Origin of the sequence: Streptosporangium sp. H16 (genome assembly GCF_051918855.1) — a bacterium.
Taxonomy (GTDB): Bacteria; Actinomycetota; Actinomycetes; order Streptosporangiales; family Streptosporangiaceae; genus Streptosporangium.
Map to the genome: position 1 here is coordinate 100,902 of NZ_JBPXMD010000020.1, position 17,501 is coordinate 118,402.

Annotated in this window: 17 protein-coding genes; 9 read left to right on the forward strand and 8 right to left on the reverse strand. The window is 70.6% G+C overall.

Annotation, left to right across the window (positions count from 1 at the left end):
- Nucleotides 1-66: 66 nt before the first annotated feature.
- On the reverse strand, nt 67-765 hold the full coding sequence (locus tag ACTOQ2_RS29130; protein ID WP_440086724.1) for a class I SAM-dependent methyltransferase: 699 nt from the start codon (nt 763-765) through the stop codon (nt 67-69).
- A 162-nt stretch (nt 766-927) separates the two neighbouring features.
- Between ACTOQ2_RS29130 and ACTOQ2_RS29135 the strand changes: the two genes are divergently transcribed.
- The 6 genes from ACTOQ2_RS29135 to ACTOQ2_RS29160 all read left to right on the forward strand — a co-directional run bounded on the left by ACTOQ2_RS29135 (nt 928) and on the right by ACTOQ2_RS29160 (nt 7,141).
- Nucleotides 928-1,737 carry a sugar phosphate isomerase/epimerase family protein gene (locus ACTOQ2_RS29135; protein ID WP_440103833.1) on the forward strand — a complete coding sequence of 270 codons (810 nt, stop codon included), beginning with the start codon at nt 928-930 and terminating at the stop codon, nt 1,735-1,737.
- Nucleotides 1,734-2,402 (forward strand): TetR/AcrR family transcriptional regulator, encoded by a 669-nt coding sequence (locus ACTOQ2_RS29140; RefSeq protein WP_440103834.1) that lies wholly within the window; start codon nt 1,734-1,736, stop codon nt 2,400-2,402. Before ACTOQ2_RS29135 ends, ACTOQ2_RS29140 begins: the two co-directional genes overlap by 4 nt.
- Nucleotides 2,403-2,645: 243 nt before the next feature.
- Nucleotides 2,646-4,796, forward strand: a complete 2,151-nt coding sequence (locus ACTOQ2_RS29145) for a (Fe-S)-binding protein (protein ID WP_440103836.1) — start codon at nt 2,646-2,648, stop codon at nt 4,794-4,796.
- Nucleotides 4,797-4,964: 168 nt separating this feature from the next.
- A complete protein-coding gene (locus tag ACTOQ2_RS29150; RefSeq protein ID WP_440103971.1) occupies nt 4,965-5,759 on the forward strand; it encodes a hypothetical protein in 795 nt (264 codons plus the stop codon).
- On the forward strand, nt 5,756-6,841 hold the full coding sequence (locus tag ACTOQ2_RS29155; RefSeq protein ID WP_440071336.1) for a glycosyltransferase: 1,086 nt from the start codon (nt 5,756-5,758) through the stop codon (nt 6,839-6,841). Before ACTOQ2_RS29150 ends, ACTOQ2_RS29155 begins: the two co-directional genes overlap by 4 nt.
- 18 nt (nt 6,842-6,859) lie before the next feature.
- Entirely contained in the window at nt 6,860-7,141 is a 282-nt protein-coding gene (locus tag ACTOQ2_RS29160) for a metal-sensitive transcriptional regulator (protein WP_440086718.1), read from the forward strand.
- Nucleotides 7,142-7,626: 485 nt separating this feature from the next.
- Here ACTOQ2_RS29160 and ACTOQ2_RS29165 read toward each other — a convergent pair whose 3' ends face one another.
- Both ACTOQ2_RS29165 and ACTOQ2_RS29170 read right to left on the reverse strand, forming a co-directional pair.
- Nucleotides 7,627-8,970 carry a hypothetical protein gene (locus ACTOQ2_RS29165; RefSeq protein WP_440103838.1) on the reverse strand — a complete coding sequence of 448 codons (1,344 nt, stop codon included), beginning with the start codon at nt 8,968-8,970 and terminating at the stop codon, nt 7,627-7,629.
- A gap of 265 nt (nt 8,971-9,235) precedes the next feature.
- Nucleotides 9,236-9,778, reverse strand: coding sequence for a gamma carbonic anhydrase family protein (locus tag ACTOQ2_RS29170; protein WP_440103840.1), 543 nt, complete (start codon nt 9,776-9,778; stop codon nt 9,236-9,238).
- 140 nt (nt 9,779-9,918) lie between these two features.
- Here ACTOQ2_RS29170 and ACTOQ2_RS29175 point away from each other — a divergent pair, with 140 nt between their 5' ends.
- Nucleotides 9,919-11,229 (forward strand): hypothetical protein, encoded by a 1,311-nt coding sequence (locus ACTOQ2_RS29175; RefSeq protein ID WP_440103842.1) that lies wholly within the window; start codon nt 9,919-9,921, stop codon nt 11,227-11,229.
- A gap of 187 nt (nt 11,230-11,416) precedes the next feature.
- Here ACTOQ2_RS29175 and ACTOQ2_RS29180 read toward each other — a convergent pair whose 3' ends face one another.
- The 5 genes from ACTOQ2_RS29180 to ACTOQ2_RS29200 form a co-directional block, all read right to left on the reverse strand.
- A complete protein-coding gene (locus ACTOQ2_RS29180; protein ID WP_440071332.1) occupies nt 11,417-11,647 on the reverse strand; it encodes a hypothetical protein in 231 nt (76 codons plus the stop codon).
- Nucleotides 11,648-11,773: 126 nt separating this feature from the next.
- On the reverse strand, nt 11,774-12,526 hold the full coding sequence (locus tag ACTOQ2_RS29185) for a GntR family transcriptional regulator (protein ID WP_440103844.1): 753 nt from the start codon (nt 12,524-12,526) through the stop codon (nt 11,774-11,776).
- 150 nt (nt 12,527-12,676) lie between these two features.
- Nucleotides 12,677-13,219: a VanZ family protein gene (locus ACTOQ2_RS29190; RefSeq protein WP_440103846.1), complete on the reverse strand. Its 543-nt coding sequence runs from the start codon at nt 13,217-13,219 to the stop codon at nt 12,677-12,679.
- Nucleotides 13,220-13,520: 301 nt separating this feature from the next.
- Entirely contained in the window at nt 13,521-14,234 is a 714-nt protein-coding gene (locus ACTOQ2_RS29195; protein WP_440103848.1) for a dienelactone hydrolase family protein, read from the reverse strand.
- Nucleotides 14,235-14,407: 173 nt separating this feature from the next.
- The gene (locus tag ACTOQ2_RS29200; protein WP_350972479.1) at nt 14,408-15,166 is read right to left on the reverse strand and encodes an IclR family transcriptional regulator; all 759 of its coding nucleotides are present in this window, start codon (nt 15,164-15,166) and stop codon (nt 14,408-14,410) included.
- 74 nt (nt 15,167-15,240) lie between these two features.
- Here ACTOQ2_RS29200 and ACTOQ2_RS29205 point away from each other — a divergent pair, with 74 nt between their 5' ends.
- Both ACTOQ2_RS29205 and ACTOQ2_RS29210 read left to right on the forward strand, forming a co-directional pair.
- Nucleotides 15,241-16,695, forward strand: a complete 1,455-nt coding sequence (locus ACTOQ2_RS29205) for a 2-hydroxymuconic semialdehyde dehydrogenase (protein WP_440103851.1) — start codon at nt 15,241-15,243, stop codon at nt 16,693-16,695.
- Nucleotides 16,688-17,485, forward strand: a complete 798-nt coding sequence (locus ACTOQ2_RS29210; protein ID WP_440103853.1) for a 2-keto-4-pentenoate hydratase — start codon at nt 16,688-16,690, stop codon at nt 17,483-17,485. Before ACTOQ2_RS29205 ends, ACTOQ2_RS29210 begins: the two co-directional genes overlap by 8 nt.
- Nucleotides 17,486-17,501 lie beyond the last annotated feature (16 nt).

Genomic DNA, 17,501 nt, shown 5'->3' on the forward strand with positions numbered 1-17,501 from the left:
GTTGTTCCCGGCCGGTCCGCGGAGGTCACCGCCCGTACGACCGTGTCGCGGGAGGCCGGGGGAGGTTCAGAACAGCTTCCAGCGCAGCAGGTTGGGGTAGGCGATCTCCAGGCCGGGGGTCTCGGCGATGGCCCGGTCGGCGACCGCGGGGGTGAACTCGATGCGGAGCACCGCCTCCAGGTCGGCGCGGCGCTCGAAGGACATGCGCAGGTCGAGCTTGTTCGTCTGCCAGCCCTGGCGGTTCCAGAAGTTCTCGACGGACCTGGCCGAGTACGCGGGGATGGACTGGCCGAACCAGCGGCCGAAGGCGCCGCGGGTGGTGTCGATGTCGATCACGAAGGCCGCGCCGCCGCGCCGCATCACCCGGGAGAGCTCGGCCAGGCCGGGCTCGCACCCGGGACCGAAGAAGTACGCCCAGCGGGCGATGGCCACGTCCACGGAGGCGTCGGGCAGCGGGAGGGCCTGGGCGGTGGCGGCGTGGATCTCGACGTTGCGCAGGGTACGGCAGCGGCGCCTGGCCAGCTGGACGAGGTCCTCGTGCGGTTCCGCGCCGATCACGCGGGCGGCGGTGGCGGCGAGGGCGGGCAGGTGGTAACCGGTGCCGCAGCCGATGTCGAGGACCGTCGCCCCGGTCCACGACCGGATGGCCGACATCGCGGCCTCGGCGCGCCCCTCGGGGTCCACCGCCCGGTTCTCCAGCTCGTAGGTCTGTGGGGTGTTCCAGATGTTGGGGCTGGGGATGGCGCCCCTCAAGAACCTCGGCATGCCTTCACCGTAATGGTGTGATCTCGGCCGCGTCGGTGGTGGCGGACAGCACCGCTCTCCGTACCCGCTTAGGCTGGCAAAGGTGAGCGACTTGAGCGAGGGGGCCGGTCGGCCCGGCGGTGTTCGCGAGTGTGCGCTCCGAGCCGGAGACGAGGAAGCGGTATGAGCGTCCGTGTATCCAGCGCGAAGATCGCGCTGTCCACAGCGTCGGTGTATCCCGAACGCACTCCCGACGCCTTCGAGCTGGCCGCGCGCCTGGGGTACGACGGTGTGGAGATCATGGTGGGCGCCGACCCCGTGAGCCAGGACGTCGACGTCCTGGAGCGGTTGTCGGACCACTACCAGCTGCCGATCCTGGCCATCCACGCGCCGTGCCTGCTGGTGACGCAGCGCGTGTGGGGCAAGGACCCGTGGGCCAAGCTCCAGCGCGCGCAGCGCGCCGCCGAGCGGGTCGGCGCCAGGACGGTCGTGGTGCACCCCCCGTTCCGCTGGCAGCGCGACTACGCGCGTGACTTCGAGATCGGCCTGGCCAGGATGCGTGAGGAGACCGAAGTGGTCTTCGCGGTGGAGAACATGTTCCCGCTGAAGGCCAGGGGCAACGAGGTCGTCCCCTACGCGCCCGACTGGAACCCGGTCGACTACGACTTCCCGCAGGTCACGCTGGACCTGTCGCACACGGCGGTGTCCGGGTCCGACGCCCTGGAGATGTTCACCAAGCTCGGTGACCGGCTCGCCCACCTGCACCTGGCCGACGGCCTGGGGGTGCCGAACAAGGACGAGCATCTGGTCCCCGGGCGGGGCGGCCAGCCGTGCGCGCCGATCCTGGAGCGGATGGCGGGCAACGGATACTCCGGGCTGGTCGTGCTGGAGATCAACACGCGCAAGGCGACCAGCCGCTCCGAGCGGATCGACGACCTCGCGGAGGCGCTGGCCTTCGCCCGGCTGCACCTCACGGCCTCCACCCCCGCATGAGCGAGCCCGCCGCGAGCACTCCGCCCGGGAACGGGAACGGGAACGGGTCCGGGAGCGAGCCCGGGAGCGGGTCCGCCGCGGAGGCCAGGAGGCGTCCCGGGCGCAGGCCGGGGTCGGCCGACACGCGGGGGCAGATCCTCGCGGCGGCGCGCGAGACCTTCGCGGAGAAGGGGTTCGACAAGGCGACCATCCGGGGCATCGCCCGGCAGGCGGGGGTGGACCCGGCGCTGGTCCATCACTACTTCTCCGGCAAGGAGGGGATGTTCGTCGAGGCGATGGATCTGCCGATCACCCCCGACGTCGTCCTCTCGGCGGTCATGGCGGGGCCCCGCGAGCAGGCCGGTGAGCGGCTGGTCCGGCTCATCCTGACGATCATCGCGGACGCCGGGGCGCGCCAGCCGGTGCTGGCGCTGGTCCGCACCGCGATGACCAACGAGCAGATGGTCGTCACGATCCGCGAGTTCCTCGGCCAGGCGCTCCTCGGCCGGGTGGGGGAGGCGCTGGGCGTCCCGCCGATCCGGATGGAGGCGGCGTTCGCGCAGATGTTCGGCGTGGTCCTGGTGCGTTACGTCCTCAAGCTGGAGCCGCTGGCCTCGGTGGACATCGAGGACCTGGTGAAACTGCTCACACCCACGATCCAGGGCTACCTCGGCCCGCCCGAATAGCCCTCCCCGCTCGCCCGTGCGACCTTTCCGTCACGTCCCGCGGGTCTCCCCGGTCACTTCGACGCCGTCCGGAGGCGTATAGAGCATTGTTCTGGGAACGGTGTTGACCATAGGGTGACCACGGTCGCCGCGGGTCCCGGTACGAAGCGAAGTTACTCATCGGTAGGATTCGTGGAGACCCCTTGTCATCGTGGATGACCGGCGGTCGTACGCTGGCAGCCAACGCCGTCTGTGGGAGGACCCGTGCTCTGGGTAGCGATCATCGGGCTGGTCATGACAGCCGTCGCGGTCGCGCTTGCCGCGCGCCGCGTGTTGTTCCTGTACAAGCTCGCCACCGTCGGGCCCGCCGCGCCCGAGCGCGTCGCGTACGCCAGGACTCACCTGGGTGAGGAGATCAAGGCCCAGCTGGTCGAGGTCTTCGGGCAGCGGAAGCTGCTGAAGTGGACGGCGTCGGGCGTTGCGCACTTCTTCGTCATGTGGGCGTTCTTCATCCTGGTGACCGTCTATCTGGAGGCGTACGGCGCGTTGATCCAGGGGGCCGTCACCGGCACCCCCGACTTCCACATCCCGCTCGTCGGGACGTGGGCGATCCTGGGCTTCCTGCAGGACTTCATCGCGGTCGCGGCCCTGCTCGGCCTTCTCGCCTTCGCGATCATCAGGATCAAGAACTCGCCGAAGAAGCTGGGCCGCAGGTCCCGCTTCTCCGGGTCGCACCTCGGCGGTGCCTGGCTCGTCCTCTTCATGATCTTCAACGTGATCTGGACGATGTTCCTCTTCCGCGGGGCCGCCGCCAACACCGGCAACCTGCCGTACGCCTCGGGGGCGTTCGCCTCCGACGCGGCGGCCGCCCTGCTGCGCCCGCTGGGGGCCTCGGCCAACGAGACGCTCGAACACGTCGGTCTGCTCCTGCACATCGGCGTCATGCTGGTGTTCCTCGTGATCGTGGTGAACTCCAAGCACCTGCACATCTTCACCGCGCCGCTGAACGTGGCGTTCTCCCGCCGTCCCGACGGCAACGGCCCGGCCCAGCCGATGCGGATCGACGGCAAGGTCGTCGACTTCGAGGACGAGGAGCTCGACGGCGACAGGCTCGGCCGGGGCAAGATCGAGGACACCACCTGGAAGGGCTTCCTCGACTTCTACACCTGCACCGAGTGCGGACGCTGCCAGGACCAGTGCCCGGCCTGGAACACCGACAAGCCGCTGTCGCCGAAGATGCTGATCCTGGAGCAGCGCGACCACGCCTTCAAGGTCGCGCCGTACCTGACGGCGACCCAGGAGGAGCGCGCGGGCTTCCACGAGGACGTGCTGGCCCTGCTGGAGAAGCCGCTGGTCGGCGAGGACGGCGTCATCCACCCCGACGTGCTGTGGTCCTGCACCAACTGCGGCGCCTGCGTCGAGCAGTGCCCGGTCGACATCGAGCACATCGACCACATCCTCGACATGCGCCGCTACCAGGCGATGGTGGAGTCCAACTTCCCGTCCGAGGCCGGCGTCATGGTCAAGAACCTGGAGAACAAGGGCAACCCGTGGGGGATGTCCGAGACGAAGCGGGCCGACTGGATCGAGGAGCTGGCCGGTCGCGAGGTCGACCCCATCGAGGTCACGCTCATTGATGACAAAATGGGCGAAGATGTCGAGTATCTCTTCTGGGTCGGCTGCGCCGGGGCCCTGGAGGACCGGGCCAAGAAGACCACCAAGGCGGTCGCGGAGCTGCTGCACGTCGCGGGCGTCAAGTTCGCGGTGCTCGGCCCGATGGAGGCGTGCACCGGTGACCCGGCCCGCCGCCTGGGCATGGAGTATCTCTTCGACATGCTGGCCAAGCAGAACATCGAGACCCTGAACGAGGCCGGGGTCAAGAAGATCGTCGCGACCTGCCCGCACTGCTTCAACACCCTCGCCAACGAGTATCCCCAGCTCGGCGGCACCTACGAGGTGGTGCACCACACCCAGCTGCTGGCCAAGCTCGTGGACGAGGGCAAGCTGGTCCCGGTCACGCCGATCGAAGAGAAGATCACCTACCACGACCCGTGCTTCCTCGGACGCCACAACAAGGTTTACTCCCAGCCCCGCGACATCATGGCCAAGGTGCCCGGGGTGAAGACCCAGGAGATGCACCGCCACAAGGACCGCGGCTTCTGCTGCGGCGCGGGCGGCGCGCGGATGTGGATGGAGGAGCGGCTCGGCAAGCGCATCAACACCGAGCGCGTGGACGAGGCGCTGACCACCGAGCCGGACACCATCTCCACGGCCTGCCCGTTCTGCCTGGTCATGCTCGGTGACTCGATCAACGAGAAGAAGAACTCGGGTGAGGCCAAGGAGACGCTCGAGGTCGTCGACGTCTCCCAGCTGCTGATCAAGTCGATCAAGGGCCAGCCCGTCGAGGCGTCCTGACATCCGGCCGGTGACCAGTCAGAGGGAACATTTTCCCGATGTTTCCTCTGACATACGGTCAAGTCACCGGGAAAAGGATGTCAGGTCCGAAAACCTTTCTCCACATAACGGGAAAATCACGGTAACCTCAACGTCGCGTAGCTCATTCAACGGGGAGGGGGCTTGACGATGCCCGTCGTCGTCAGCGATGCCGAGGTTACCCTGGCCGATGTTCTCTCACTTCGGCTGGCCGTCGACGAACCTCTGGCCGACGGCACCGAACTGGTCCTGCGTAACCGGGCCACCTCGGTCGAGAGCCGGGTGCCGCTGGGCACGCCGGACGCACGGATACGCGAGGCGGAGCTGGCGGTCTCGCTCGCGCCGCTCGAACTCGGTCCCGGCCGCTGGGACACCTACCTGCAACAGGGCACGGCGCGCACGCGGCTGCGCAGTGTCGATCCCGGGTTCTCCCTCGACCACCTCGACGCGTACGCGCTGAGCCGCAGAACGCTGGCCTACCGCGCCTACCGGACCCGCAACGGCTTCCTCGCCCTGAAGGTCGACGACGCCCAGCCTGCGGCGGAGGTCCGTTCCGTCTGGTTCAGGGAGGGGCGCTTCGAGGTCACCGGGCTGCTGGCCTTCACCGGCCTCGACGACGACGAGGCGCGGCACGAGGCGAAGCTCGCCCTGCGCCGCAGCCGGCCCGACGCGGAGCTGACCTCCGTTGCAACGGTCCAGGGCGTGCGCTTCCACGCCGCGCTCTCGCTGTGCGACGTGCTCGCCGCCGCCCCCGACCAGACCGGCACCTGGGAACCCTCGCTGGAGGTGCGCGGCGTGGCCACGCCGCTGCGGCTGGGTTCCAGGCTGGACGACGTCGACGGCAAGCGCCGCCGCCTGCACTATCCCGCCACGCAGATCGACGGCGTGCCGATCCGGCCCTGCTACACGGCGGACGACGAGCTCAGGATCGAGGTCGGCGGGTGAGGATCTGCCTGCTCACCCCCTCCGTGTACGGCATGCGCGGCGACGTCCGCTCGATCGTCAACCTCGCGGGGGAACTGGCAGAACGTCACGAGGTAGAGATCATCAGCGTCCGCCGCCACCGGGAGAAACCGTTCTTCCCGGTGGCGTCCGGCGTGAAGCTCTCCTGGGTGGTCGACGGCCGGCCGGGGGTCAGATACCTGCTCCCGCGGGGCCAGATGCGCACCGAGGTCGCCCTCTGGCGGCGGCTGCGCGGGCTGCGGGCCGACGTGATCGTCAGCACCCGGCCGGGGCTGAGCGTCCAGGTGGCCAGGCACGCGCCGCGCGACGTCACGCGGATCGCCCGCGAGTGGGGCCGGCCGCCGGTGCCCGGGCCGATCAGGAAGTTCTACCCGCGCCTGGACGCGGTCGCCGCCGCCACCGAGACGAGCCGACAGGAGTGGGACCACCTGCTCGGCGGGAACGTCCCGGTCGGCGTGATCCCGGACGCGCTGCCCGCCGGGCCGTGGCCGCGCTCGCGGATGGACAACCGCATCGTCGCCGCGGGAGGGCGTCTGGTGCCGGTGAAGGCCCACGACCGGCTGATCCGCGCATTCGCCGTCGTCGCGGGCAAGCGCCCCGACTGGCGGCTGCGCCTGTACGGCGGGGGCCCCGAGGAGAAGCGCCTGCGCGCCCTGGTCGGCGACCTCGACCTGCACAACCACGTCTACTTCATGGGGACGACCTCCGACCTGACCGGCGAGTTCGCCAAGGCGTCGATCGTGGCGACGACCTCCAGGACGGAGGTGCTCGGGATGACCGTGATCGAGGCGATGGCCAGCGGGGTGCCGGTGATCGCGTTCGACGGCCCCCGGGGACCGGGCGAGTTCGTGGCCGACGGGCGGAACGGGGTGCTGGTCCCCGAGGGGCCCGAGGGGGAGGACGAGATCGAGGCGTACGCGTCCGCGCTGCTCGCGCTCATCGACGACGAGGGACGGCGCAGGGGGCTGGCCGCGGGCGCCCTGGAGGTCGCGGCGGACCACGACGCGTCCTCGGTGGCCGACCGCTGGGAGAAACTGATCGCGGCCACGTCCCGCCGTGCCTGACACCGGTACCGTTGGGACATGCATGGGTACAGCGGTGACAAGCAGGCTTATCTGACTCGGTTGCGGCGCGTCGAGGGACAGATCAGGGGCCTGCAGCGGATGGTCGAAGAGGATGCCTACTGCATCGACGTGCTGACCCAGGTCTCGGCCGCCACGCGGGCGCTCCAGGCGGTGGCGCTGGGCCTGCTGGAGGACCACATCGGGCACTGCGTCGCCGACGCCGTCAACGCCGGAGGGCCGGAGGCCCAGGAGAAGGTCAAGGAGGCGTCGGCCGCGATCGCCCGCCTCGTCCGTTCGTGACTAGTCACATGACTATCTTTTCCGACCACGTCCCGGACCCCGTTGGAGGGTCCGGGACCAGGTCTTGGAAACGGTTCTTCCCGAGGCTTCAGCAAACAGCCGAAGCGCTCAATCCGAGCGCGTTGTCGAGCTCCACCAAGGTGAGGGGCCGTTCGCTGATCGCGACGGCGGACAGCACCTCGGCATAGAGCGCGATCTCGTCCAACGCGACACGGTCGTGGACCCTAGAGTCCAGGTCGTCGTGCCCCACCGCGTCGTCCTTCCTTCCGCAGCCCACACCCACTTCGAGGTTACGGCGGGCGGACATCGGTGCCCATGGCCCATCGGGACCATTCCTCGCCCCGCCCGGCACATCCTCAAGGAGGATCATTTCCCGTTTAGGAGATCACAATTCAGCTAATTGTCTGATGCGTAGGGGGCTAGAAGGATATAGGGAGAGTAAGGATGAAATAACTGTATTTGTGGTTTAGGCATACCCGTGCGTGTCAGAAGTGACGGGGGTAAGTCGCCGATACTCCGGGGACGGGGTCGTCGCGCTCGTGCGTCAGCCGGTGCACGACCGCGGAGGCCGTCGCGAATCCCCGCTCCGGTATCTCGGTTCCCGTGAGGCGGCACCACGCCAGCCCGGTGGCGTAGGCGGCACCGAGCAGGGCCGCCGCCGCGGCACGGTCCGGCGGGTGGAGCGCCGCGGGCAGCTCTCCGGAACGCGGCCAGCACCCTCGCAGCGGGTGCGAGGCGTCGGTGAGCACCACGTGGAGGATGTGCCGCAGCTCGGGATCCAGCCACGGGTAGACACCGTCGGCCGCCCGGGGCGCGACGTCCGACAGATCGGCGGCGAGCAGCGAGGCGGCCACCGCCCTGGGGTCGGCGCCCATCGGGGCGAGGAAGCCCAGTGCCTGGACCAGGTCGTAGACCGCGTGCTGGAAGTACTCGCCGGGCGAGGTGTCGGGCAGCGTCAGGTGGGGCGGGCAGCGCGAGAGCCACGCGTGCCGTACGGCCTCGTCCCCCTGGTGGGCCACGGCGGGATCCCGGCAGGCCCGGCGCAGCAACGGCTCGACCATGGACAGCAGGGCGCCGGCCCTCGGCCTGAACCTCGGGTCCTCACGCACCACGGTGGCGGTGTCGGCCATCAACGCGACCAGCCGCAGGCCCGCCTCCGGGTGCCCGGCCCTGACCCGCTCGCCGTACAGCGCGACCAGGTCGCCCAGCGAGGTGGGCGGCAGCCAGCGGACCCACTCGTCACCGGGCAGCGGGCGGGCCAGGAACTCCCCGAACATCGACAGCAGCACCTCGTTGCCGTCGAAGGCGGGGGCGTAGGCGCACCACATGAGCGTGCCCCAGATCGCGGCGACGGGACTGGCCACCTCCCGGGCGAAGAGTTCGGCGAACGGCCCGGTGATCGGGAAGTCCTCCCTGCGCCTGCCGCGCTGGGCGACCAGCAGCTCGCGGACCCGCTCGGTGATCTCGTACGGCACGTCGGGGCCGACGAACCCCTGGACCGATCCCCGGTCGGCGACGAGGTCGGCGCCGGTCGGTACCAGGTGCGGCAAGATCATCGAGGTGACGTGGACCACCTGCGCCGCGGCGCGGAAGTCACGGTCGGCGGGGGGAGCGGTCAGGTACCAGCGGCCGTCGGCGGCATCCTGCCGGTACCACCGGGCGTGGGCGCCGAACAGCCAGCGCCCGCCGTCCGGGGTGGCCAGCGTGCGCTGCGCGATGGCCTGGGCGCGCGCGAGCGGCGGCAGCGCCACCCACCGGTGGTCGGCGACCATGGTCCGCACGTCGTTCTCGATGGCGTCGAACCCGTCCCACTGCCACATGCCGGTCATCGGCATTCCGGGGCGAGGGCCCCTGGCCTGCGCCACGGGCGGGATGCCCCTGCCTCCCTTCGGTCAAGGTCGTGCCAGGCCCCGAGATCCCCCGATGAGGCCTGGCACGATCGTAAGGCCCTCCCCGCCGCCGCGTCGGGGGCGTGCGGTCGCGGTCCGGGGCCGGAAGAGCCGGAAACGCCCGGACACCTGGGCGTCCGGGGCTTCGGATCCTCAGGCGTCCGGGTGCCGAGGTCGTTCAGGTCGTTCAGGTCGTCCGGGCCGTTCAGGCGGGCGGGAGGACGGTCGCGGCCCGGTGGCGGGCCGCCTTGGCGATGTAGCCGGCCGGTGTACGGGCGAACGAGTCGCGGTCGTCGTCGGTGAGCTCACGGACGATCTTCCCGGGGACGCCGGCGACGAGCACCCCCGCCGGGATCCGCTTTCCCGGCCCCACCAGGGCGCCCGCCGCGATCAGCGATCCCGCGCCGATCCTGGCGCCGCCGAGCACGATCGCGCCGATGCCCACGAGCGCGCCGGTCTCCACATGTGCCCCGTGCACCACGGCCTTGTGCCCGAGGCTCACCCGGGGCTCCAGCACGGCCGGCTCGCCCGGGTCGGCGTGCAGGCAGCACAGGTCCTGGATGTTGCACTCCTCCCCGACCTCGACGTCCTCGTCCTCGCCGCGCAGGACCGAGCCGTACCAGACGTTCGCGGCACGGCCCAGCCGTACCCTCCCGACGACCACCGCTCCGGGGGCGATGTAGGCGTCCGGATGGATCCGCGGGATCGCGTCGCCGTCGAGGGCGGCGATGTAGGGGGTGGCGTTCATGATGACGATGGTACGAGGGGGTGATCTGTCCGGTATTTCCGCAAGCAGGTCGGGCGTTCCGGTTGCGGACTTGGGCAGTAAGCAGGAAAGTCGTCTCCTGACGTCTCCTTTCCCGCCACACAACCTCCACGGGCAGTGCCATGACAAACCAGCACGACAGCTTTCCCGACCTGATGCACGAGGACTCGTTCGAGGTCGCCCTGCGCGGCTACAGCCGTCGTCAGGTTCACGAATACATGGACCGCCACCGCCACCAGATCCGCGACTTGGAGGAGCGGCTCGCGCGGGCGATCGACCAGGCCGAGCAGGGCCGGATCGAGCTGGCCGAGGCCCGCAGGAGGCTCTCCGACGCCCCGCAGGACTACGACGAGCTCGGCCAGAGGCTCAGCCAGATCCTGAAACTCGGCGAGGAGGAGGCCACCTCCAAGAAGCAGGTCGCCGAGGCGGAGGCGGTCAAGCTCCGTGACGACGCGGCCTCGGAGGCCGAGCGACTGATCAACTCCGCGCGGAGCCGGGCCGAGGGCATTCTGAACGCCGCGCAGCAGGAGGCCGAGCGCCGGGTCGCCGAGGCCACCGCCGCCGCCGAGCAGATGCTCGCCCAGGCCGGTAACGACGCCGAGGAGACGCTCAACGCGGCCCGTACCGAGTCCGAGGAGACCCTGCGCGGCGCCCGCACCGAGGCCGACCGGATGGTCACCTCGGCGAGGAACGAGGCCGAGCGGACGGTCCATGAGGCCCGCGCCGAGGCGGAAGCCACCCTGAGCGCCGCCGGCGCCGAGGCGGAGGCGACCGTCCGCGCCGCCAACACCGACGCGCACTCCACCCTGTCGACGGCCCAGCAGCGCGCCGCCGCCCTGGACGAGACCACCGGTCGCCGGGTCGTCTATCTCACCGACACCCACCACGAGGTCATGCGCCGCCTGCACGAGATGAGCTCCGTCCTGGGAGACCTGCTCCACCGCGAGGCCGCGGCCGGAGCTCTGATCGACGAAGGCTCCGTGCTGCCCCCGGCTCGCGTCCAGCCCGCGCCGGCCGCCCTCGTCCCCGCCCCCGTCCCCGGTGTCGGTGCCGATCCCGCTCCCGCTCCCCCCGGTCCCGCCGGGGCTCCGGACGGCTCCCAGGGCGTTCCCGGCGCGGCGGACACCGTCGCGCACGACGGCGCCGGAGCGCCCTCGGGACAGACCGGGCCCGCCCGGCACGCCGGATCCGAGGACGCGCCCGAGGACGTGCGGGACGACGCCGGGTTCGACGACTCGCCCGATCTGGAGTCCGTACGGGTGATCGTGGACGACGAGGCCCCCGCCGGGGGCGCGGACGAGCGGCACGGCCGGGACGACGACCGTTTCGACGAGATGCATGTCGAGGTGGTCGACGACGACGTCGCCGACGACGGGCCGGCGGCGGGGAAGGCCGGGAAGGACGAGGAGAAGTACGCCACCCCCAGGAAGTAGGAGATCCCGCCCCCAAAGACCGTGAAGCGGGTTCGTGCGGCCGTGGAGACGCCGCGCGTCACGGGCGGCGGGAGCGGTCCGAAGATCAAGCGGAAGCCCCCGCCCCCGATAGGGTCGGGGGCTTCCGCGATTGGGGGCCCGGCGCCGGGACCGCATCGGATCCGCTCATCCCGGCACCGGGCGGTCTTCAGGTGTCCGCTCCTGGCTCCGTGCCGCCGGAACGTTCCCGCTGGTCGAGTAACTGCTCGCGCAGCCCTTCCGGATCGTCCGCATCGATGGTCATCGCGCAGCCGACATCGCGCTGGGCGGAGGTCAGCGGGTGGTGGCGAGTGGCCCACCACCTGCCCGCGTCGCTCCGCCAGATCGTCCAGTCGGGGAACTCCCGGGCGATTTCAGCGAGATGCCGGTCGAAAGACATCTGTGCACCTTCCCCGCGCCCAGGCCCGTCTTTGCGACGTTCCACCTCTGACGGTGAGGCACTTCTCTAGAGAAATCAATGATCGCAGGGGACAGGTCAACCTATCGGTTGACGGATGGCCTTGATCTATGAGTCGAAGTCGTACTGAAGTACGTAAGAGGCGGCGTCGAGGACCATCTCGTTGACCTCGACGGCGACGCCGTCGGCGGTGCGGGCGACCCGGGCGATCACGATGACCGGGGTGCCCGCGGGCAGGTCAAGCTGGACGGTCTCATGGGGATGGGGCATGCGGGCCCTGATCTCCTCGGTGAAGTGCACCGGGGCGTGGCCGAGATCGCCGAGGCGCGCGTAGACGCCCCCCGGGCCCGTGTCCTCTCTCGTGATCGCGGTTCCCTCCACCAGGGCGGCGGGGAAGTGGGAGACCGACAGCTGCACCGGCCGATCGTCCACCGAGTAGCGCCGCCTGCGGACCCACACCTCGGGGCTGCCCAGCACCCGGGCCACGGTGTCCTCGGCGGTCTCCCGGTCGATGTCCACCTCGTCCACGGTGTAGGGGCGTCCCCTGGTGTCGGAGTCCCAGATGGCCTCGCCGCGCCCCCACCGGTCACGGGAGAGTCGTCGGGAGCCGTGCCGCCTGATGGGGCGGAACTGCCTGACGTACACCCCTGAGCCGCGTTTGGGGACGGCCAGTCCTTCGTTGATTAGTACGGACAGGGCCTGCCTGGCGGTGGCACGAGCTATGCCGTGCGTCGCCATCAGGGCGTTCTCGCCCGGAAGCCGATCCCCGTCTCGGAGATCACCGGACAGGATCGCTTCGCGAAGCCCGTCGGCGATGCGCCGATAGATCGGGGGCTCGGGAGGTACCGGGGACTGCTGCACGTTCGATCACCCTCTGTCACCAACCGGGTTTGGCGTCTCCAGAGAACTTGCCCCGCCTTGTCCACGATCGCACAGATACGGAGGTTGGTATCGTGCTTCTTTTGGGAGGATCGTGCCCGTGTGGCGATCTTCAAGAGTTTCTTCGGTCCGTTACCGTGGAACGGTCCCAGCCGGTATTCGGACGGCCCACCACCGGCGCGTGACGATCGCGGCCAGCACGGCCCCCGTCGCGTTGACGATCACATCGTCGACGGAGCTCACCCGTCCCAGGCGCAGGGCGTACTGGAGGACCTCCACGGTGAGCGACGCCCCGGCCGCCACGGCCGCGATAGCGGCGAGTGACGCGAACCGCGCCGAACGCACGGGAAGCATGGACCCGAGTGCGGCGAAGACGAGGAGATTCCCTCCGACCTGCACGAACGCCGCCTGTCCCGGTCCGTGGAGGGTCGCCCACAGGTCCGCGAACGGGACGAGGCTGACGCCTGAGACCCCCACCCCGGGGGTGAGGATCATCCAGATCCAGGGTGCGGTCCCGGCCACCGCGACCACGTCGGCCAGGGCGGTACGCGCGGGGAAGGGGTGACCGGCGCGGGCACGGTGGAGGGTCAGCAGGCGGACGGCCACGACGACCGCGGGGATCGCGAGGAAGGCCGCCAGAACGATGTTCCCCCACTGCTGCCACGCCTGGTGCATGAGGCAATGATCAATGATGCGGCGCGCGCGGTCCCGCCGGACAGCCTTCGGGGTTACGGGAAGGTGACCTTCGAGCAAGGGTCGTTCGCACCCTCGGCGGCGGCGAGAAGGCGTCCGGGAGCGGGAGATCTGGGCGCGGGGAGAGGCGGGTGCGGGGAGAGGCGGCGCATCCTCCCGGAAGACCGAACGCCTCGGGGCGGCGCAGACCTCGGAGCGGCGCAGGCCTCAGAGCGGCCTCAGGGCAGTCTCAGAACGGCTCAAGGCATTCTCAAGGCATTCTCAGGGCGGTCTCAGGGCAGTCTCAGGGCAGGGAGGCCGGGGGGAGGTTGCGTCCGAGGAAGTGCACGGCCCGGTCCCAGGCGGCCCGCGCGGCCTCCGGGTCGTGGAACTGCGGGGCCTCGTGGTTGTGGAAGGCGTGCCCGGCCTCCTCGGCGACGTACACCTCGACGTTCGGCCGTCCGGCCGCGGCCTTCTCCACCACGGAGACCCGCTCTCGCGGGATGTAGGGGTCGGAACCGCCGAACACGAGCAGCAGCGGGCAGGTGATCTTCTCCAGCATGCCCGCCGCGTCGGGTACGGCGGATCCGTAGAACGACAGGACCGCGTCCACCTCGACCGTGGCCGCGAGCAGGTAGCCGATCGAGCCGCCCAGGCAGAATCCGACCACCCCGGCCCCGCCCTCCGCCTCGGGGAGCCCGCGCAGGTGCGCCAGTGCCACGGCCGAGTCGGCCACCCCGTGGGGAACGTCGAACGTGGAGACCATCTCGATCGACAGGGCCGTTCCTGCGTCGTCGTGGCCGGACACCCAGTTGGGCCGGATCCGCCAGAACAGGTCGGGGGCGCCGACGACGTATCCGAGCGCGGCCAGGTCCTCGGCCACCTTCCTGATGTACGGCCCCACCCCGTAGATCTCCTGGACCAGCAGGACGACCGGGCCCCGGCCGGCCGGGGGCAACCACAGATGCAGGTCGAACGAGCCGTCGGCGACGGTGACCGTCTCGGTGCGAGCTTCCACGTGTTCCTCCTGCTGGCGTATGGCGACCGGCTGATGTACGGCGACCGGCTGATGTAGGGCGACGGACGGGCGGTGAGACGAGCGGGCAGTGAATCGCATGAATCGCATGAATCGCATGAATCGCATACCCGTCGAACGCGGACAGATGTGCGGGTGGACGTACGGCCTGCCCGTCAGATGGTTCTGGCCAGGGCGCGGGAGATGCCCAGCGCGGCGGCCTTGACGGCCGGGGCCAGCCGGGTGGGCTGGAAGCGGGCCAGCGGCACCGAGACGGACAGCGCGGCCACGGCCACGCCGTCGCCGAACACCGGGGCCGCGATGCACGCGCCGCCCAGCTGCGCCTCCTCCCGCTCGTAGGCCAGCCCCGCCGCCTGGATCTGGCCGATCGCCTCCTCCAGGCGGCGGGGGTCGACGATCGAGTGCGGGGTCAACCGGCGCAGCGGGCGGCCGAGGACCTCGTCGATCAGGTCGGGCCCGGAGTAGGCCAGCAGGGCCTTGCCGATCCCGGTACAGGTCAGCGGGAGGCGCCCGCCGACGCGTGAGGGCAGCGCGAAGGTCTCCTGGCCGCGGATCTTCTCGACGTAGACGACGTCGAGGCCGTCGCGCACGCCCAGGTGGACGGTCTCGTGGGTCGCCTCGTAAAGGTCGTGCATGAAGGGCAGCGCCGCGTGTCTCAGGTCGCGCTCCAGGGGCACGATGCTTCCGAGTTCGAAGAGGCGGCGGCCGAGATAGTAGCCGTCCGGCCGGCGGGTGATCGCGCCGATCGAGGTCAGTTCGGTGAGCAGCCGGAAGGCGGTGGTCTTGGGCAGGTGGCAGCGCTCGGCGACGTCGGCCAGGCGCAGCGGTCCTCCCGTGGGGCGGAACGCGTCGAGTACGAGCCAGGATTTCTCCAGCACGGACAGCCGGTCGGGGTTCCGTTTCACGGAACGCATTCTTGCCTACGGGCCACTCACGGCTCTATACCCGTACATAGTGACCTTAAGGAGTACATCACCGAGGAGCAGTCTTGTCTGACCAGGTGAACCACTTCATCGGTGGGGTGCCGGTCGCCGAGGGCGCGACGTTCAGCACCTATGACCCGGTGACCGGCCTGCCGGTGCGCGAGGTCCGCGAGGCGGACCGGGAGATCGTCGGCAGGGCGGTGGCCGCCGCCCGCGCGGCCCTGCCCGCGTGGGCGGCGCTGCCGGTGGCGGAGCGCGCCGCCTGGATGCGCCGCCTCGCCGACGCGATCGAGGAGCGGTTCGAGGACCTGGTGGCGGCGGAGATCGCCGACACCGGCAAGTCGGTCACCCAGACCCGCACCCTGGACATCCCGCGCGGGGCCGCGAACTTCCGGTCGTTCGCCGAGATCGCGGCCCAGCACCCGGAGGACGCGTTCCACCTGACGGACGTGCTGAGCTACACCGTCCGCAAGCCCCTCGGCGTGGTCGCGGTGATCGTGCCGTGGAACCTGCCGTTCCTGCTGGCGACCTGGAAGCTCGGTCCCGCGCTCGTCGCGGGCAACACCGTCGTGGTCAAACCCTCGGAGCACACGCCGGGCTCGCTCGCGGTGCTCGCGGAGATCGCCGCGTCGATCGGCCTGCCCGCCGGCGTCCTCAACGTCGTGAACGGCTTCGGCGGCGGCTCCACCGGCCAGTTCCTGGTGGAGCACCCCGGCGTGGACGCGGTCACCTTCACCGGCGAGAGCCGTACCGGATCGACGATCATGAAGGCGGTCGCGGACCGGGTCAAGCCCGTCTCGTTCGAGCTGGGCGGCAAGAACGCCGGGCTGGTCTTCGCCGACGCCGACCTGGACGCGGCCGTCGAGGGGAGCGTGCGGTCGGTCTTCACCAACGGCGGCCAGGTCTGCCTGTGCACCGAGCGGCTCTACGTGCAGCGGCCCGTCTTCGAGGAGTTCACCGCCCGGCTGGCCGCGCGCGCCGGGGAACTGCGGTTCGGCCGCCCCTCCGACGAGGACGCCACGATGATGCCGATGATCTCCGCCGAGCACCGGGACAAGGTGCTCTCCTACTACGAGCTGGCCAAGCACGAGGGCGCCGAGATCCGCGCCGGGGGCGGGGTGCCGCGCTTCGGCGACGACCGCGACGGCGGCTACTACGTCGAGCCGACCGTGCTGACCGGCCTGCCGCCCGGCTCGCGGGTGAACCGGGAGGAGATCTTCGGCCCGGTCTGCCACATCGCCCCGTTCGACACCGAGGCCGAGGCGGTCGGGCTGGCCAACGACAGCGAGTACGGCCTGGCGGCGACCGTCTGGACCTCTCACCTGAGCAGGGCCCACCGGGTCGCCAGGTCGCTGGAGGCCGGGCTGGTCTGGGTCAACACCTGGTACCTGCGTGACCTGCGCACCCCCTTCGGCGGGGTGAAGCTGTCCGGCATCGGCCGCGAGGGCGGTACGCGCTCGCTGGACTTCTACTCCGAGCCCACCACGATCACCATCAAGCTGGAGCCTGGACATGACTGAGTGGAGCGAGGCCACCGACGTGCACGCGGAGGCGGCCGACCGGCTGCTGGAGGCGGCCAGGAGCGGCAAGCCGTGCGCCCCGGTGCGCGAGACGCTGCCGAGCCGGAGCGCCGAGACCGGGTACGCCGTACAGGAGATCAACACCAGGCGGGCGCTGGACGAGGGCCGCAGGCTGGTCGGCAGGAAGATCGGGCTGACCTCCGCGGCGGTCCAGCGCCAGCTCGGCGTGGACCGGCCGGACTTCGGGATGCTCTTCGCCGACATGGCCTATCTCGACGGCCTGCCCGTGCCGACCGGCCGCTTCCTGCAGCCCAGGGTCGAGGCGGAGGTCGCGCTGGTTCTCGGGAACGACCTGGAGGGCGGTCCGTTCACGGTCGCCGACGTCATCCGGGCGGTCGACTTCGCGCTGCCGGCGATCGAGATCGTCGACAGCCGCATCGCGGGGTGGGACATCACGCTCGTCGACACGATCGCCGACAACGCCTCCAGCGGCGCGTTCGTTCTCGGCAACACCCCGGTGAGCCTGCGCGGCCTGGACCTGCGCCTGGCCGGGATGACCATGAACCGGCGAGGCCAGGAGGTCTCCACCGGCGCGGGCGCGGCCTGCCTCGGGCATCCGCTCAACGCCGCGGTCTGGCTGGCCGACGCGCTGGGCGGCACGGACTTCCCGCTGCGCGCCGGGGACGTCGTGCTCACCGGCGCTCTCGGCCCGATGGTCGACGTCGAGCCGGGCGACGCGTTCGAGGCCCACATCGAGGGCCTCGGCTCGGTCAGGACGGTGTTCTCGTGACGGCCCACGCCGCGGG

Bases quoted from the DNA above. Each gene is read 5' to 3' on its own strand.
- ACTOQ2_RS29210 (WP_440103853.1), top strand. From the start codon at position 16,688: ATGACTGAGTGGAGCGAGGCCACCGACGTGCACGCGGAGGCGGCCGAC.
- ACTOQ2_RS29200 (WP_350972479.1), bottom strand. From the start codon at position 15,166: ATGCGTTCCGTGAAACGGAACCCCGACCGGCTGTCCGTGCTGGAGAAA.
- ACTOQ2_RS29160 (WP_440086718.1), top strand. From the start codon at position 6,860: ATGCATGGGTACAGCGGTGACAAGCAGGCTTATCTGACTCGGTTGCGG.
- ACTOQ2_RS29170 (WP_440103840.1), bottom strand. From the start codon at position 9,778: ATGAACGCCACCCCCTACATCGCCGCCCTCGACGGCGACGCGATCCCG.
- ACTOQ2_RS29180 (WP_440071332.1), bottom strand. From the start codon at position 11,647: ATGTCTTTCGACCGGCATCTCGCTGAAATCGCCCGGGAGTTCCCCGAC.
- ACTOQ2_RS29130 (WP_440086724.1), bottom strand. From the start codon at position 765: ATGCCGAGGTTCTTGAGGGGCGCCATCCCCAGCCCCAACATCTGGAAC.
- ACTOQ2_RS29165 (WP_440103838.1), bottom strand. From the start codon at position 8,970: ATGACCGGCATGTGGCAGTGGGACGGGTTCGACGCCATCGAGAACGAC.
- ACTOQ2_RS29135 (WP_440103833.1), top strand. From the start codon at position 928: ATGAGCGTCCGTGTATCCAGCGCGAAGATCGCGCTGTCCACAGCGTCG.
- ACTOQ2_RS29140 (WP_440103834.1), top strand. From the start codon at position 1,734: ATGAGCGAGCCCGCCGCGAGCACTCCGCCCGGGAACGGGAACGGGAAC.
- ACTOQ2_RS29190 (WP_440103846.1), bottom strand. From the start codon at position 13,219: ATGCACCAGGCGTGGCAGCAGTGGGGGAACATCGTTCTGGCGGCCTTC.
- ACTOQ2_RS29150 (WP_440103971.1), top strand. From the start codon at position 4,965: ATGCCCGTCGTCGTCAGCGATGCCGAGGTTACCCTGGCCGATGTTCTC.
- ACTOQ2_RS29175 (WP_440103842.1), top strand. From the start codon at position 9,919: ATGACAAACCAGCACGACAGCTTTCCCGACCTGATGCACGAGGACTCG.